At 43.3% G+C, this 14,996-nt stretch carries 15 protein-coding genes; 6 read left to right on the top strand and 9 right to left on the bottom strand.

What is annotated here, in order from left to right:
• Positions 1–168: 168 nt before the first annotated feature.
• The 9 genes from E8Q33_RS01605 to E8Q33_RS01565 form a co-directional block, all read right to left on the bottom strand.
• Positions 169–933: an elongation factor-1 alpha gene (locus E8Q33_RS01605; RefSeq protein ID WP_136552366.1), complete on the bottom strand. Its 765-nt coding sequence runs from the start codon at positions 931–933 to the stop codon at positions 169–171.
• Positions 934–999: 66 nt separating this feature from the next.
• Positions 1,000–1,755 (bottom strand): DUF4197 domain-containing protein, encoded by a 756-nt coding sequence (locus E8Q33_RS01600; RefSeq protein ID WP_136552364.1) that lies wholly within the window; start codon positions 1,753–1,755, stop codon positions 1,000–1,002.
• Between the two features lie 144 nt (positions 1,756–1,899).
• A complete protein-coding gene (locus tag E8Q33_RS01595) occupies positions 1,900–2,109 on the bottom strand; it encodes a cold-shock protein (protein WP_069295769.1) in 210 nt (69 codons plus the stop codon).
• Positions 2,110–2,410: 301 nt separating this feature from the next.
• Positions 2,411–2,677, bottom strand: coding sequence for an oxidative damage protection protein (locus tag E8Q33_RS01590; RefSeq protein WP_136552362.1), 267 nt, complete (start codon positions 2,675–2,677; stop codon positions 2,411–2,413).
• On the bottom strand, positions 2,674–3,726 hold the full coding sequence (gene mutY, locus E8Q33_RS01585) for an A/G-specific adenine glycosylase (protein WP_136552360.1): 1,053 nt from the start codon (positions 3,724–3,726) through the stop codon (positions 2,674–2,676). Before mutY ends, E8Q33_RS01590 begins: the two co-directional genes overlap by 4 nt.
• 51 nt (positions 3,727–3,777) lie before the next feature.
• Positions 3,778–6,273: an AsmA family protein gene (locus E8Q33_RS01580; protein WP_136552358.1), complete on the bottom strand. Its 2,496-nt coding sequence runs from the start codon at positions 6,271–6,273 to the stop codon at positions 3,778–3,780.
• A gap of 60 nt (positions 6,274–6,333) precedes the next feature.
• Positions 6,334–8,259: a hypothetical protein gene (locus tag E8Q33_RS01575; RefSeq protein WP_136552357.1), complete on the bottom strand. Its 1,926-nt coding sequence runs from the start codon at positions 8,257–8,259 to the stop codon at positions 6,334–6,336.
• Position 8,260: 1 nt separating this feature from the next.
• Positions 8,261–9,544 carry an HlyC/CorC family transporter gene (locus E8Q33_RS01570; protein ID WP_069295775.1) on the bottom strand — a complete coding sequence of 428 codons (1,284 nt, stop codon included), beginning with the start codon at positions 9,542–9,544 and terminating at the stop codon, positions 8,261–8,263.
• A 4-nt stretch (positions 9,545–9,548) separates the two neighbouring features.
• Positions 9,549–10,346 (bottom strand): inner membrane protein YpjD, encoded by a 798-nt coding sequence (locus tag E8Q33_RS01565; RefSeq protein ID WP_069295776.1) that lies wholly within the window; start codon positions 10,344–10,346, stop codon positions 9,549–9,551.
• 152 nt (positions 10,347–10,498) lie between these two features.
• Here E8Q33_RS01565 and ffh point away from each other — a divergent pair, with 152 nt between their 5' ends.
• The 6 genes from ffh to xerD all read left to right on the top strand — a co-directional run bounded on the left by ffh (position 10,499) and on the right by xerD (position 14,901).
• Positions 10,499–11,869 carry a signal recognition particle protein gene (gene ffh, locus E8Q33_RS01560; protein WP_136552355.1) on the top strand — a complete coding sequence of 457 codons (1,371 nt, stop codon included), beginning with the start codon at positions 10,499–10,501 and terminating at the stop codon, positions 11,867–11,869.
• 86 nt (positions 11,870–11,955) lie between these two features.
• Positions 11,956–12,204 carry a 30S ribosomal protein S16 gene (rpsP, locus tag E8Q33_RS01555; RefSeq protein ID WP_069295778.1) on the top strand — a complete coding sequence of 83 codons (249 nt, stop codon included), beginning with the start codon at positions 11,956–11,958 and terminating at the stop codon, positions 12,202–12,204.
• Between the two features lie 21 nt (positions 12,205–12,225).
• The gene (gene rimM / locus E8Q33_RS01550) at positions 12,226–12,747 is read left to right on the top strand and encodes a ribosome maturation factor RimM (protein WP_136552354.1); all 522 of its coding nucleotides are present in this window, start codon (positions 12,226–12,228) and stop codon (positions 12,745–12,747) included.
• An 8-nt stretch (positions 12,748–12,755) separates the two neighbouring features.
• Complete coding sequence (gene trmD, locus E8Q33_RS01545) at positions 12,756–13,499, top strand: tRNA (guanosine(37)-N1)-methyltransferase TrmD (RefSeq protein ID WP_069295795.1); 744 nt, start codon at positions 12,756–12,758, stop codon at positions 13,497–13,499.
• 13 nt (positions 13,500–13,512) lie between these two features.
• The gene (rplS, locus tag E8Q33_RS01540; RefSeq protein WP_069295780.1) at positions 13,513–13,857 is read left to right on the top strand and encodes a 50S ribosomal protein L19; all 345 of its coding nucleotides are present in this window, start codon (positions 13,513–13,515) and stop codon (positions 13,855–13,857) included.
• A 117-nt stretch (positions 13,858–13,974) separates the two neighbouring features.
• A complete protein-coding gene (xerD, locus tag E8Q33_RS01535) occupies positions 13,975–14,901 on the top strand; it encodes a site-specific tyrosine recombinase XerD (protein WP_136552352.1) in 927 nt (308 codons plus the stop codon).
• The last annotated feature ends 95 nt before the right edge of the window (positions 14,902–14,996 follow it).

Raw genomic sequence — 14,996 nt, 5'->3', positions numbered from 1 at the left:
TAAACAGGTGCAAACGCAGATGACAGATTTGGAAAAATCGCTGGAAGCTGCTTTTGAAAAATGGGAAAAGTTGGAAGCCTTGCAGAACGACTAACGCAATATTTACCTGCTTTAGATACTAAAAAGCCGCTGTCTTGATAACAAGACAGCGGCTTTTTCAGTTATGGCCTACTCGTCGAGTAAGGCATCTCGATTATCTTCACGATAGCGCGGCAGGATCCACATTTCGTACATTGATACCACCCACATAAAGGCAAATGATAACGCCATGGCTCCACCACCGATAATGACAAACCATGCAAAATTAGGATTGAGTTTGGTCAGCCACCAAGCACTGATATCGATTAACAAAAAGATATAAGGCATAGAAATAACTGTGACTTTTAATGGTTTTGGCACGCCCGAAGCCAAGCTGAAAATCAAGCCGACAAACATAAAGATAAAGGCAATACCGAATAAGTGAATATGCGAAACACGAGCAAGTGCTGCAATACTCGCACCTGTATCGACAACGGCACGTTCTTTAATCTGTTTGAAATCAGAGTAATCTGGCACAGCACCACCTGCATCGGCGTTATGACAGATAATGCATTTGGCATCAAAGATTTGTCTGATGCCGTCATTTTCATAAGCATCTTCTGTCGCACCGGCATGAACCCAACTAATGATTTTAGCCCGTTCCTCATCGGTTGCCATCGGTTTCATCGAACCATGTAATTTGTTTTCAAGTAACGAGTTGCTTCTATTCCCGTAATAGCTGTAAACAATGTCATCAATCGATAAACCATATTTGCCATCAGCCAAACCGTGGGTAAGCTGGATTTGAACAATTGCCATTAGATAGCCCACTGCCACCACAACCAGATAACCGGTAAAAAGTGCTTTTAACGAGGTGCCTTGACTTGCGAGATTCAGGTTGTGATTTCTTGCCATGTTGTTTCCCTTATTTTTATTGTGATTATTTTATTACATAGTGTTTTTGCTTAGTAGACAAAAACACTATTTACTGCCAAAAACTTGCTGCAAAATTTCTGAGGTACGGGCGGCGGGATTGTTACGGATTTTTTGTTCTTCCTGAGCCAGCATGACAAATAAGCCATCGAGAGCCTGCCCCGTTACATAATCGGGTAAATCGAGATTCAGATCTTGTCCTACTACAGGCAATGAGCTGACTTTATCGTCAAGTTGATTGTAATAGCGGGTCGCGCCAACTTCATTCAAAGAAGTATCGATGATTGGTTCAAATAAACCGGCGAGTTTGGTACGGGTGCGATCTTCAAAGAAACGGGTGGCGGCATCATTTTCACCATTCAAAATGGTACGAGCATCGTCGATGGTCATGCTTTTAATCGCATCTATCATGATTGATGTTGCTTGCGGGGCCGCTTTTTCTGCTGCGCGATTGATACTTTGCTCAAAGTCATCCGCAATTTTATTCAGACCCAACTGACGCATAAGACCAGCTGCTTGTTGTACGCGGGGAGGCAACGGAATACGAATTTGTGGATTATTCAGATAACCGCCTTCCTTACTAACATTCTCAACGGCTTTTCTTGTGCCGACTTCCAGAGCTTCTTTTAAGCCTTTGGCGATCGTATCAGTGTTTAACTCGCTACCTTGTTGATTGCTCAGTACAGCTGTTCCGGATTTACTGAAGTCACTCAGAAATTGTTTCCAATCTGCTTGTGCTGGGGCCATCAGGCAAGCAAGCGAAAGCGTCACTAAAACAACGCTAAATTTGCCGCGATAAGACATAACCAAATTCCTTTCCTATGGGCGTTGGATATTGCCTGTGTAAGTTGCCAAGCGTCAAGTTATACATTTGAATTAATTCAAACATAGCAAAAAAAACCGGCTAATTACTTAACCGGTTTTTCATGTCTGTATCGGATCTGGTTATCAGCTAGGGACAACGTTTTCCGCTTGTGGACCTTTCTGACCTTGTGTCACTTCCATCGTGACAGATTGGCCTTCTTTCAGAGTTCTGAAACCATCTGATTTAATCGCGCTGTGATGTACAAATACATCTGGACCATCGGCGCGTTCAATAAAGCCGAATCCTTTTGCGTCATTGAACCATTTCACTGTGCCTGTAACTTGCTCTGCCATATCAACCTCAATATCTTAAATCTTCTGCTAACTTAACTCCTAAGTCAGCTTACACTACCCCTTAAAAAGGGGTTAATCGCATTGTACGCCCAAAATTTAACAAAAAGTCACATTTATTTTGGAGATAACAAAATTTTTTTGTTATTAGAAATAGTATAATAAACAAAAACGCTTAACCATTGAATACATTATCTTTATTTGAGATTTGGTGAACAAAATAAGCCAGTTTATTGAATTTAGTTAACTGCGATTAATGAGCCAGTCTTGCGGTCAAAGTGCGCGATTTTGCTGTTAACACAGGCTAAAGTGGCTTAAATTCAGCTGGCTTTTCTGAACCCTCACCAAAGAAGAATTTCTCCAATTCGGTCTTTAAAAAAGCTTGCGATTTTGGGTCAGCCAGAGATAAGCGATATTCATTTATCAACATGGTTTGGTGGGCTATCCACATTTGCCACGCTTCTTTTGAAACGCTTTCATAGATTTTTTTACCCAGTTCACCCGGATAAGGCGGAAAATCAAGCGCCTCTGCTTCTTTGTTGAGTTTTACACAATCCACGGTACGTGTCATAGCATCCTCTCGGTTGATGATAAGAATTCAATTAATTGTTTAACTGGAGCAGGTAGGCCCAGTGTTAATGCTTGGTCTATTTTAACCCAGATGTACTGATTATTCTCAGCAACGACGTTATTCGCATCAGCACTGAAAATAAGTGGCTGTATGGATAATTTAAAATGACTGAAAACATGTTTGATTACAGGTATTGTTGATTCAAAACTCATGTTTTTTATTGGCAGAATATGATCTGCTGCCTCAGCAGTTTCACCTTCTGGGAAACTCCATAAGCCTCCCCAGATCCCATTTTCTGGGCGTTGTTCTAATAATATCTGTCTATCCTTATTGATAAACACAAACCAGTTAGTCTGACGCGATGGTGTCTGCTTTTTGACTTTTCGTACCGGAAATAAAGTCGGTTCACCTGATGCATAAGCCTGGCAATCAGTTTGTAAAGGACATCGCTTGCAATCTGGACGACTACGAGTACATAAGGTGGCACCTAAATCCATTTGCGCCTGAATATAATTGGCAATACGACTAGTCGGCAATAATTGTTCGGCACGTTGCCACATAGCGGTTTCAGCTTTTTTTTCACCCGGCCAGATAGTGATTGCATCATAGCGGGCCAGCACACGTTTTACATTACCATCCAGAATAGGAAATGGTTGATGATAGGCGAGTGCCATAATTGCCCCTGCAGTCGAGCGTCCAATTCCGGGTAAATCGAGTAATGCCTCAAAATCTTGTGGAACCTTAGCATTATGTAATTGCTGCATTTGTACTGCAGCTTTATGCAGATTGCGACCTCGTGCGTAATAGCCCAGCCCTGACCAAAGACTAAGTACCTCGTCAACATTGGCATTTGCCAGAGCATTAATATCGGGAAAACGCTCAATGAAACGTTGGTAATAAGGGATAACGGTAGATACCTGAGTCTGCTGCAGCATCACTTCTGATAGCCAGGTATGATAAGCCGTAGCGTTTTTCTGCCACGGTAAATCTTTACGACCATATTGGTCATACCAGGCTAGTAAACGCTCACTGAATGTATTATGAGTCAAAATAAAAACAAGCCGTGGCCAATCTCAAGACCACGGCCTGAAGTGTAGTAATTAGAATAATTTTTTCAGCCGTTCTTTAAGTAGATCTTCAGCTGAAGGTGTAGCTTCAGATTCGTCTGCCTCTTCTGCAGTTTGATCTTCAGCAGCTGGTTGTTCGGTCGTTTCCGCACCAGAATCTGTTGGAGTGGCTGATTTTGATTCGATACCGAGTTTACCGCCTAATAAACCACCGAGACCTTCACCGAGTTTTTCTTTTAGTTTTTCTTCTGCCTTAGCCTTGATTTCACCGGTCGCCTGATCTTTTAAAACAGATGCTAAATCAACAGAAGGTCGAGGGTTTTCAAAGCTGCCGGTGATTTTGACTGGAATAGTTAAGCCTCGTAAATCCTCAAGACCTCTGCCGCCTTGACCTTCTGCCGTACCAACTACAGAAACTCTGACAGCATAATCAATAACTTCTCTTGGAATATCAATATCGCCGGCACCAGTTACTCTTAGCAATGGGGACATCAGCTCAAGATCTTGATTGTTAACAATACCTTCCTTTGCAGTAAATGAGCCTTTCAAACTGCTGAAATCAGTTTGAACAGGTCCAGCTGCTTCAGTGGCTCGTTGACCGGAAATAACCGCCTTGGCCTGACGGATCGCTTCAGCAATGTTGATGCCTTTCAATGCACCATCTGTAAATGAAAATGCACCGTTACCAGCCAGACTTTGTTTAATGGCATCAATGTCTTTACCGCTGCCATTAAGCTTTACGTTTGCATTGGCAGTGCCGGAAATACGGTCATTACCGGTAAGATCATTTAATAATGGTCCTGCCTGCACACCTTGCAGGTTTTCATCCACAGCAAGTTTTAACGCATCACCACGGGCATCAAGGTTGACATTACCCTGGTACTTTCCCTGATATAACTCCGCTGATAATGGACTGAGCTTTATCAATCCATCTTTGGCATCAACAGTAATAACAATGTTTTCACTGCTGATACCGCTGGCTTTAAGTTTGCCAATCTTGAAACTGCCTTTAGCATTGATATCACGTAAGGTTTCTAGCGGAAAATCACTGCTACCAGCTGCTGCGGCAGTGGCTGGCGTAGCTGCTTCTTTTGCAGACTTTTCACCCGCGGGCTTGGTTTCTTTTTCTTTTACTGGCGGTAAATAGCGATCAGCGTCAATTTGATCCAAGCTCAGATTGAATGTGTAGGCAGGTTTTTCAAAATTACTGATACCAAACTGGCCTGCAACCTGACTTTGATCGAGGGTCAGTTGTAGGTCTTTAGCGTTGATGGAGTCTTTGCTACCACTGATTTCGCTGCTCAATTGAACCAGCTCCAAAGTGCTGGTATCCGCCATTTCGGGCAACTCAATTTTTAGATCGCTGGCTAATTTACGCAAATTAAACGGTTTGATTTGTACATTACCGTTAAATGCAAGATCGTCAGACAGAATTTTTTCGGCCTGCAGACGACCATTCATCGTCAAGTCTGCTAATTTAATAATCAGATCGCTGGCTTGGAAAGTTTCGTCAGCCAGGTTGGCAACGATATTGGTATTCACATCTAGCTTGGCTTTGCCGCCAGGTAACTGTTCATTTTCGACATCACCTGTAATGGCTAAATTGGTAATACGATGTTGTTGTGTTGCCAGATTAGCTTCGACCAAACCGCTTAACTTGGCGTCAATTTTTTGATCGGCGCCTGTAGCTTGCAAATCCATGACAAGATTATTGATGGTAATTATTTCCCTGGCCATATTGGCGTTTATATCGGCACTAAGATTCAGGTTGGCGCGTTGCAATGGCATACCACTGCTGTTGGCAACGGTATTGAATCTGAGTGATTCCAATGCGTAAATTTGTTTGTCTAAATCAACGATTACCTTGGTATCGATTTTGATATGAGCTTTTACATCCGGTTTGGTGCTAATTAAGTCAAAAGAGGTTGTTAATGCAGTAGGTTTGCCCGGAACCAATGGATCGGTATCTAAATTGAGATTACGTAATTGGAAATTTTGATCTTTACTGGCATCTGACCATAAAACATTGGCATTGCTTAATTTCACCCCAGCGATGTTTATAGCAGACAGACCTTGGCGTGGTTCTTTCGCCGGTTTTTCTGCAGCAGGTGAGGCAGCTTCCTCCGTTTCAGCTTCAGTTTTGGTCAGATCATCCCAATTGGTTACGCCTTCTTCATTGGTTTCCAGATTTAACAACAATCCATCCAGAACAATGGTGTCCATTTCAAGCTGTTTTTTCAGCAGAGGCATCAGTTTTATGCGAATTTGAGCACCCTGTACACTGGCAAACGATTCAGCTTTAAAACCGCTGGCGTTACTTAATGATAATGCTCCGAGGTCTAGTGCGATCCAGGGAAATACCGATAAGCCAATATCCCCTTGTAAAGTCAATTTACGACCGGTGGCTTTTTCAACCTGAGCCGCAATCTCATCTTTATAGTCATTTGGATCAATAATAAAAGGAAGTGCTGCGAGAGCCGCAATAGCAATGATGATTATGGCGATAACCAGTTTGATAAAGGTGCGCATGCTTTGGATCCTGTACTTTAGAGGGGTGTATAACGAAGATGATAAGCCATTTAAGTGGGTTTATGAACCGGCTTTAACGATATAGGTGAAACGTTCATAGTCCAAAGTTGCTGAAAACAGATCCTTGGTTTCCACGTTCATAGTTTTCCCGTCAGCATTAAATACCGTCAGTTGGCGTCTAGGGCTAAAGACACCTTTCTGAGTAATTAGTGCTGGAGATTGCGTATTTAGTTGTAAACCCGGATATAAAAGATTCCCTATTTTAGGCTGACATGTGGCGATTTCTGGATCGCCTTCAATTAAGCTAAGGCCGGCCTGACCGTTGTTTTGCCAATCACTACAAAACCAACAAATACTGGCGAGTTGTAATTTGCTGTGCATCTTGAGCAATATCAATTCGTCTACATCAATGCTGTCTTTGCAGTCAGCAATATGCAGCAGACTGCCTTGCTCGGAATGGTTTACAACAACAGCCTTTAAAGCAGTTGTCGCTCCATTTAAAAAATCCACTATGTTTTGGAAACCATAAACAATTTCGATATTACCGGATTCGGAGAGCTGTTTTCTGGGAGACTGACGTTGATAATTAGCAGCCAACTGCGGTAGAACATGGCGAATCAGTTTTAAATCCAGCGTATTTTCCTGTTTACGTGTCGGGATGAGTTTTTGTCCGAGAACGGTCAACACATCTTGAGTTTGCAACATGCGGTTGTCCGCAACAACACGAATTAAATGAGGGGTTTTTACTAAAGCTTTCGGGCCGTGGTCTGATTGAACTTCTATACAAAAATAACCAGTTAACAGAAAAGTATTCTCAATAACTTGCTGTTGTGGCGGGATAACCGTAATGGCGACCTTATCCAGCATATTTGCAAACATGGCATACAGCCGGTTGACAGCAAATTTCGATAAGCTATAGGGATCAGCAATTGCAGTTAAGGCCACACGTTTATAAATGTGTTCGAAGCTATCAGTTTTGCCGAGTGTTGTTATTTCGGGCTGTAGAGCTACTGCCTTGGCCTTTTCCAAATACACCAACAATTGATTGAGCTGTAACCAGCAATCTTTTGGTGCCGTTCGATAATGCATATAAGCATGCAAAATTTGTAAAGCAATCAGACTGCTGCCTCGGTTCAAACAAAACAGATAGCGGGGCTGATCTGCAGGACGTTCCCCACGTTGATAATGTTTATCGGCCAACGTGAAATATAACTCGGCTAAACAACGTAAAGTCTGACTGAAATTAGTCAGGTTTTTAAAAGTGGATTTTTTGGCACTGGTCGCCGTGGCGATGACTTTGCTGTCACGGTTCAACAAAAGTCGATTCAATTCATGATAATAAACCTCGAGCAGGTTTATCTGGCGATTCTCAGAAATGTGCTGTTGTTTAATCGCTTGCAAATTCACCAATAGGATAGACAGTCGTTGCGGTAAGTCATTGGTAAGCTGAGAAAGCCAGATTTTTAATAAAGCAGGGTCAGTAATAATCTCTCCACGTCGTTCGTCAGTAACAATGGAGGTGAGTAAATGCAGCTCAGGAAGATCCGCTGCCGGTTTGGCCTGCGAACGAAACCATTTATTGCCAAGCCACATGCTGAATAATTTGGGATTAATTAACCTGACGGGCGATTGTAGAAAATGAAAACCGTTAGGAGATAATTTAGTAGATTGCGAGAAATGTCTTTCAGCGAAAGCAAAAACAGAAAATACATTATTGCTCATCAATGGCAGTTTTATTTGCAGCAGGTTCGGTTCACGATGGCTTTTGCCACGGCTGCAATAGATATTAAGTAAATTGATGTCACGTTGTTGCCAGGCTTTTAGACCTTCAGCATTATCGATGTTATAAAAATATAGAACTGCATGTCCCAAACGACTGAAGCGCCATTGAGGCGTTAATGAGGCCTTGTATTGCGATAAAAATACTTGCAGTTGTTGTTGATCTGCATCTGAGAAGCCGAAGCATCGTATCCGCAGATTAGCCAATTTAGATTTGCTCCGCCTCAATGGCTGGATGTATTTGGCGAAGCCGCACAGTTCTTATGGCATTATCCGCAGTTTGAATCACTTCGATAATATAGCTGTTGATCCGTATGCTGACACCGGGATCAGGGATACTTTCCAAATATTCTAAAACCAGACCATTAATGGTTTTGGGGCCATCGGTCGGCAAATCCCAATCCATAGTCCGATTTAATTCGCGAATATTAGCTGAGCCATTAATAAGATAACTGCCATCACTTTGCGGATGAATTTCTTTTTCATCATCAATGGTGTTAGCGGTGAATTCACCCACAATTTCCCTGAAAATATCTTCCAGAGTAATCAATCCGAGCAAATCACCATATTCATCCACCACCAAGCCCGTTCGGCGTAATTTACGTTGGAACTGAATCAACTGGGTATTAAGGGGAGTACCTTCCGGTACGAAGTAAGCTTCTTTGACAATGCTTTGGAATGTTTGCGGGTTCAAATTATCCTGTGTCATCAGATTCAAGGCTTTCCGCACATGCAATATGCCAACTATGTTATCCATACTGTCACGGTAAACTGGCAGCCGTGTATAACCGCAATGCGACAACTGTTTGATGATTTCAGCGAACGGTTGATTGATATCGATTCCTTCGATTTCATTACGTGGCACCATCACGTCATTCACAGTGACTTGCTCAAGATCCAGAATACTCATCAACATATCTTTATGCCGATTTGGGATCATGCTGCCAGCCTCCATTAACGCCACTCGTAATTCTTCAATATTAATGGCAGTAGAGGTGGCATCTTCTCGTGATACACCAAATAAACCCAGTAATCGATTGGTGATAATGCTGGTAAACCATACTAGCGGGTAGAGAATGAATAACAGGGGCTTTAAAACGAAACTTGCCGGATAGGCAACGCGTTCAGGATGCAGGGCGGCTAATGTTTTCGGGGTGACTTCAGCGAATAATAATATGACTAGAGTCAAGGTAAAGGTCGCCACCACAATACCGTTCTCACCGAGCAATTTAATACCGATTACGGTTGCTATGGCCGAGGCAAATATATTGACGAAATTATTGCCTAGCAGGATCAGACCAATTAGTCGGTCAGGTCTGGCCAGCAGGCTACTGGCAATCATTGCACCACGGTGACCTTGCGAAGCGAGATGCTTTAAGCGATAGCGGTTTAAAGACATCAACGCTGTTTCTGAGCTGGAAAAAAACGCCGATAAAACCAAGAGGCAAAACAGGATTAGAAACAGTGCAATTAAAGAAGTATTTTCCAGCATCTATTTAACTTTGTATTAGGAATTCAAGGATAATTTTGCTACCAACATACGCCAGCAACAAAAATCCGAAACCGGATAACGTCCATTTTACGGCTGTCTGGCTACGCCAACCATATTGATGCCGACCCCACAGCAATGCAGCAAAAACCAGCCAGGCAATAATGGAAAATACCGTTTTATGGGCTACATGCTGAGCAATAAAATCATTTACAAACACAAATCCGGTAATCAAGCCTAAAGTGAGCAATATGAAGCCAGCGTAAAGCAATTGAAATAAAGCTTTTTCCATCGATTGCAGTGGTGGAAGTTTGCGCACCCAGCCACCGGCATGTTTATTACGCAGATGTCTTTCCTGAATCGCTAAAATGATGGATTGCATTGCCGCCAGTGCAAGTAAGGCATACGCGGTGAGTGATAATAAAATGTGCCACTCTAAAGCGGGATCGCTGAGTGCGCGTTGACTTCCCGGAGCTTCCACTCTGAGCATCAGACATAAAGCGACCAATGGATAGACTACAATTCCCGGATGAGCAATAGGAGAACGTAAACCTGTTAGCATGGCAATAAATGCCATTAACCAGGCGGCTATAGACAATGTGCTCATCAGACTGAGATCCCAGCCTTGTGCAAATTTCATGGTGAAATAAATATCTGCGGCATGGAACAGCAATGCCAATGTGGTCAATATACCAATCGGTAAGGCAAGTTTATTGGCGTTATGATCACGTTTGACAAAGTCACGGATCAAAATAACGCTGCTACTTAAATACAGTAGGAAGGCTAATGCGTTGGCAATGGCCATGAGGGGAGATCCTTAAGTTCCAATTATGTTATCCAATTAATTGCTGGCCTAATCATAAACGATAAGCTGCTTCGCCGGATATCATATCAGTTATAATGCCTTATCAATCTAGATAGTACTGATTTTCAGACTCCAACGATGCAGGATACATTATGTTTGACAGCCTAAGTGACAGACTCGCCGGTAGCCTCAAAAAACTGCGTGGCCAAGGTCGAATCACTGAAGACAATATAAAAGAAACATTACGTGAAGTGCGTATGGCTTTGCTTGAAGCTGACGTAGCTTTACCTGTGGTTCGCGATTTCATTGAAAAAGTGAAAGAGCGCGCGATGGGGCAGGATGTAATGCGTAGCCTTACTCCCGGCCAGGTTTTTGTCAAAATAGTAAATGACGAACTGGTCGCCGTGATGGGCGATGAGGATAATAGTCTTAATCTCAACAGTCAGCCGCCGGTTGTTATTCTTATGGCTGGTCTGCAAGGTGCAGGTAAAACCACTAGTGTGGCAAAACTGGCCAGATTCTTAAAAGAAAGACATAAAAAATCGGTAATGGTCGCCAGTGCTGACGTTTATCGTCCAGCGGCGATAGAACAGCTTAAAACACTGGCCATTGATGTTGAAGCAAAGTTCTTCCCCAGTGATGTCAGTCAGGATCCGGTTGCAATTGCTCAGGCTGCTGTTGCACAAGCCAAGCTCGAATATGTCGATGTGGTGATTATTGATACGGCAGGTCGTCTGCATATTGATGATGACATGATGGGTGAAATCAAACGCATCCATGCAGCAATCAATCCAGCAGAAACTTTGTTTACCGTTGATAGCATGACCGGTCAGGACGCCGCGAATACCGCAAAGGCATTTAACGAAGCGTTGCCACTGACCGGCGTGATATTAACTAAAACGGATGGCGATGCCCGCGGTGGTGCGGCTCTATCGATTCGCCATATCACCGGAAAACCCATTAAATTTATGGGTGTGGGTGAAAAGACAACCGCTTTGGAAGTATTCCATCCGGATCGTATTGTTTCTCGAATCCTCGGTATGGGCGACGTGCTCTCCCTGGTGGAAGAAGCGCAGCGCAAGATGGATGCTGGTTCTGCCGAAAAACTGGCCAATAAACTCAAAAAAGGCAAAGGATTCGATTTCGAAGATTTTCGCGATCAATTGCAGCAAATGAGCAAAATGGGCGGACTTACTTCATTAATGGATAAATTGCCCGGTATGGGTCAGTTGCCTGATTCAGTTAAAAACCAAGCCAATGACAAAGAGCTGGTTAAGATGGAAGCGATGATTAATTCGATGACGCCCAAAGAGCGTCGTCGACCTGAATTAATCAAAGGCTCAAGAAAAAAACGTATCGCAGCTGGCTCAGGAACACAGATTCAGGATGTTAATCGCTTACTGAAACAGTTCTCACAAATGCAAAAAATGATGAAAAAAATGGGTCAGAAAGGCGGTATGGCTAAAATGATGCGTGGCCTTGGTGGAAAACTGCCAATGGGCGGTGGTGGCATGCCATTTTAAGGCAATCGTATTTACAGCTTTGCAAAGCTAAGATAAGTGCGTAAAATAACTCTATTTTTCCATCCAGATTTTCAACGGGTAGGTTTATGGTAACAATTAGAATGACACGCGGCGGCGCTAAAAAGCGTCCTTTCTACGGCATTGTCGTAACAGATTCACGCAGCAAACGTGATGGTCGTTATATCGAGCGCGTTGGTTTTTTCAACCCAATCGCTAAAGGCCAAGAAGAAGAATTACGCATTGATTTAGAACGCGTTAAACATTGGATCAGCCAAGGTGCACAAACCTCTGAGCGTGTTGCTCAGCTGATCAAACAAGCACAAAAAGCTGCTTAATTTCTACCCGGGAGTCGCGTGATGGCTGATGCCAGCGAATTTATCCCGGTTGGGAAGATATCAGGAGTTTTTGGCGTAAAAGGCTGGGTAAAAGTATTTTCATTTACCGACCCTCGCGACAATATCCTTGAATACAAACCGCTTTATGTGCATCGTCATGGTGATTGGGTTCCAATCGAAGTAAATGGCGGTCAGTTGCAAGGCAAAGCGGTGGTCATGAGTCTGGAAAAGGTTACTGATCGCAACCAGGCCATGACTTTAATCGGTTCCGAGCTGGCGATTAAACGTTCGCAATTGCTTGAAACTGAAGAAGATGAATATTACTGGGCTGACTTGGTTGGCCTGACAGTTATTAACACGGAAAATGAAAAACTGGGAATAGTTGATCACCTGTTAGAAACCGGTGCTAATGATGTCCTGGTTGTGAATGGAGCAGATGCGGATACGCAATATCTGATTCCATTTGTATTAGAAAGAACCATATTGAAGGTTGATCTGGAAAATAAACAGATTCAGGTTGATTGGCAAGCCGACTATCTTTGAACAATGAAATGCAGCTATCGGTAATTTCATTGTTTCCCGAGATGTTTGCTGCGGTAACAGAATACGGCGTAACAGGACGGGCGGTAAAACAAGGCAAATTAAGCCTGAATTATCATAATCCGCGAGAATTTACGTCAGATAAACATCAGACCGTGGATGACCGACCTTATGGTGGCGGGCCCGGGATGGTTATGAAAGTTAGTCCGTTGTTGGAGGCCATTAAGGTTGCAAAACAACAGCTAGGTGATGATGCAAAAGTCATTTATTTATCACCACAGGGACAAAAGCTGAATCAGCATGCGTTAGGCCAAATGGCGAAACGTAAATCAATGATTCTGCTGGCTGGTCGCTACGAAGGTATTGATGAGCGATTGGTAGAACAGGAAATTGATGAGGAATGGTCGATTGGTGACTATGTCCTCAGCGGTGGTGAGCTGGCAGCCATGGTGATGATTGATGGTATTGCCCGTTTGTTGCCGGGGGTGTTGGGTGATGCTGAATCTGCAGAGCAGGATTCATTTATGAGTGGTCTTTTAGACCATCCGCATTACACCCGCCCGGAAGAGTTAAATGGCCAGACAGTGCCAGCCGTACTGTTAGGTGGGAATCATGAGGCAATACGTCAGTGGCGTCTCAAACAGTCCTTAGGACGAACATGGTTACGGCGACCTGATTTGTTGGAATTGATAACTTTAACAACAGAACAGGCTGCTTTATTGGAAGAATTTATTGCCGAGCGCGGGCAGGATTAGTTGGGAGCAAACAATGAGTAACATTATCGATCAGCTTAACGCTGAACAATTGAGAAGCGATATTCCGGATTTTTCTGCCGGTGACACAATTGTTGTCAAAGTTCGTATTAAAGAAGGTGAGCGTGAGCGTGAACAGGCTTTTGAAGGCATTGTTATCGCAAAACGTAACCGTGGTTTGCATTCAGCTTTCACTGTTCGCAAAATCTCTAACGGTGTTGGTGTAGAGCGTGTTTTTCAAGCACACAGCCCAACTATCGCCAGTGTTGAATTGAAACGCCGCGGTGATGTTCGCCGTGCGAAACTTTACTACCTGCGTGATTTGACTGGTAAAGCAGCACGTATTAAAGAAAAATTGTAATTTTTACGGGTCGTCTGATCCGTTGAATTATAAAAGGGACAAAGTTGATTTCAGCTTTGTCCTTTTTTTGTGGCTTGAAATCATAAATATGTGCAATGGAAAAGCTGAAGCAATCCAATGACAAAGCCTAGTGATATACACCTGAGTCATCTGCAAAGTTTTCTTGATTCTTTATGGCTTGAATCGGGGCTTAGCGATAATACGGTAACGGCGTATCAACATGATTTAGTGGCGTTCGCCAGTTGGTTACAGCCATTGGATGTGACATTAGTTAATGCCGAGCGTGAGCATATCCAGCGTTATCTGCAGCAACGAATGCGTGACGGGAAAAAGGTGCGCAGTGATGCTCGTTTATTATCCAGTTTACGTCGTTTTTATCGCTATTTATGTCGAGAGAGCATTCGTGATTCCGATCCTACGGCAATGCTGGAATCTCCCAGACTTGGCAAATCACTGCCAGGCAGTTTATCTGAAGAAGATGTAATCAATCTGCTAGCCCAACCCGATACTGAAAGTGCTTTGGGTATGCGTGACAGAACGATGCTGGAAGTTTTATATGCCACCGGGTTACGGGTATCAGAGCTGGTAGCCTTGACCTTTGAACAGCTCAATATGCGCCAGGGCTTAATACGCTGCATTGGTAAAGGCAATAAAGAGAGATTAGTACCTTTAGGTGAAACCGCATTGGACTGGTTACAGCTTTATTTGTTGGAAAGTCGACCTCAATTATTACAAGGTCAGCTGACAGATGATTTATTTCCAACCCGTCGTGGCCATTCAATGACCCGGCAGGCATTCTGGTACATTATCAAACGTTACGCCAAACTGGCGCATATCGATAAACCCCTGTCGCCGCATACTTTACGCCACGCTTTTGCCACCCATTTGCTGAATCATGGTGCCGATTTGCGTGTGGTTCAGTTGTTACTGGGGCATGCCGATTTATCAACAACGCAAATTTACACTCATGTAGCTAAAGCCAGATTGCAACAGATGCATAATCAGCATCATCACGTGGATGAATTTCGGCATCATGCAAGCTGATGGTAGACTGGCGAGTTAAAAATTAATTAGATTGGGAGAAGCCAAATGCCCTCATTTGATATTGTTTCTGAAGTAGACATGCATGAATTGACGAA

Origin of the sequence: Methylophaga sp. SB9B (genome assembly GCF_004832235.1) — a bacterium.
In the GTDB taxonomy this organism is placed as follows: Bacteria; Pseudomonadota; Gammaproteobacteria; order Nitrosococcales; family Methylophagaceae; genus Methylophaga; species Methylophaga muralis.
This window is presented reverse-complemented; position numbering and strand designations above follow the sequence as displayed.

Excerpts from the sequence above, each read along its gene's own strand:
- E8Q33_RS01605 (WP_136552366.1), bottom strand. The coding sequence starts at position 933 with ATGGCAAGAAATCACAACCTGAATCTCGCAAGTCAAGGCACCTCGTTA.
- E8Q33_RS01600 (WP_136552364.1), bottom strand. The coding sequence starts at position 1,755 with ATGTCTTATCGCGGCAAATTTAGCGTTGTTTTAGTGACGCTTTCGCTT.
- E8Q33_RS01595 (WP_069295769.1), bottom strand. The coding sequence starts at position 2,109 with ATGGCAGAGCAAGTTACAGGCACAGTGAAATGGTTCAATGACGCAAAA.
- E8Q33_RS01590 (WP_136552362.1), bottom strand. The coding sequence starts at position 2,677 with ATGACACGTACCGTGGATTGTGTAAAACTCAACAAAGAAGCAGAGGCG.
- E8Q33_RS01580 (WP_136552358.1), bottom strand. The coding sequence starts at position 6,273 with ATGCGCACCTTTATCAAACTGGTTATCGCCATAATCATCATTGCTATT.
- E8Q33_RS01570 (WP_069295775.1), bottom strand. The coding sequence starts at position 9,544 with ATGCTGGAAAATACTTCTTTAATTGCACTGTTTCTAATCCTGTTTTGC.
- E8Q33_RS01565 (WP_069295776.1), bottom strand. The coding sequence starts at position 10,346 with ATGGCCATTGCCAACGCATTAGCCTTCCTACTGTATTTAAGTAGCAGC.
- ffh (WP_136552355.1), top strand. The coding sequence starts at position 10,499 with ATGTTTGACAGCCTAAGTGACAGACTCGCCGGTAGCCTCAAAAAACTG.
- rpsP (WP_069295778.1), top strand. The coding sequence starts at position 11,956 with ATGGTAACAATTAGAATGACACGCGGCGGCGCTAAAAAGCGTCCTTTC.
- rimM (WP_136552354.1), top strand. The coding sequence starts at position 12,226 with ATGGCTGATGCCAGCGAATTTATCCCGGTTGGGAAGATATCAGGAGTT.
- trmD (WP_069295795.1), top strand. The coding sequence starts at position 12,756 with ATGCAGCTATCGGTAATTTCATTGTTTCCCGAGATGTTTGCTGCGGTA.
- rplS (WP_069295780.1), top strand. The coding sequence starts at position 13,513 with ATGAGTAACATTATCGATCAGCTTAACGCTGAACAATTGAGAAGCGAT.
- xerD (WP_136552352.1), top strand. The coding sequence starts at position 13,975 with ATGACAAAGCCTAGTGATATACACCTGAGTCATCTGCAAAGTTTTCTT.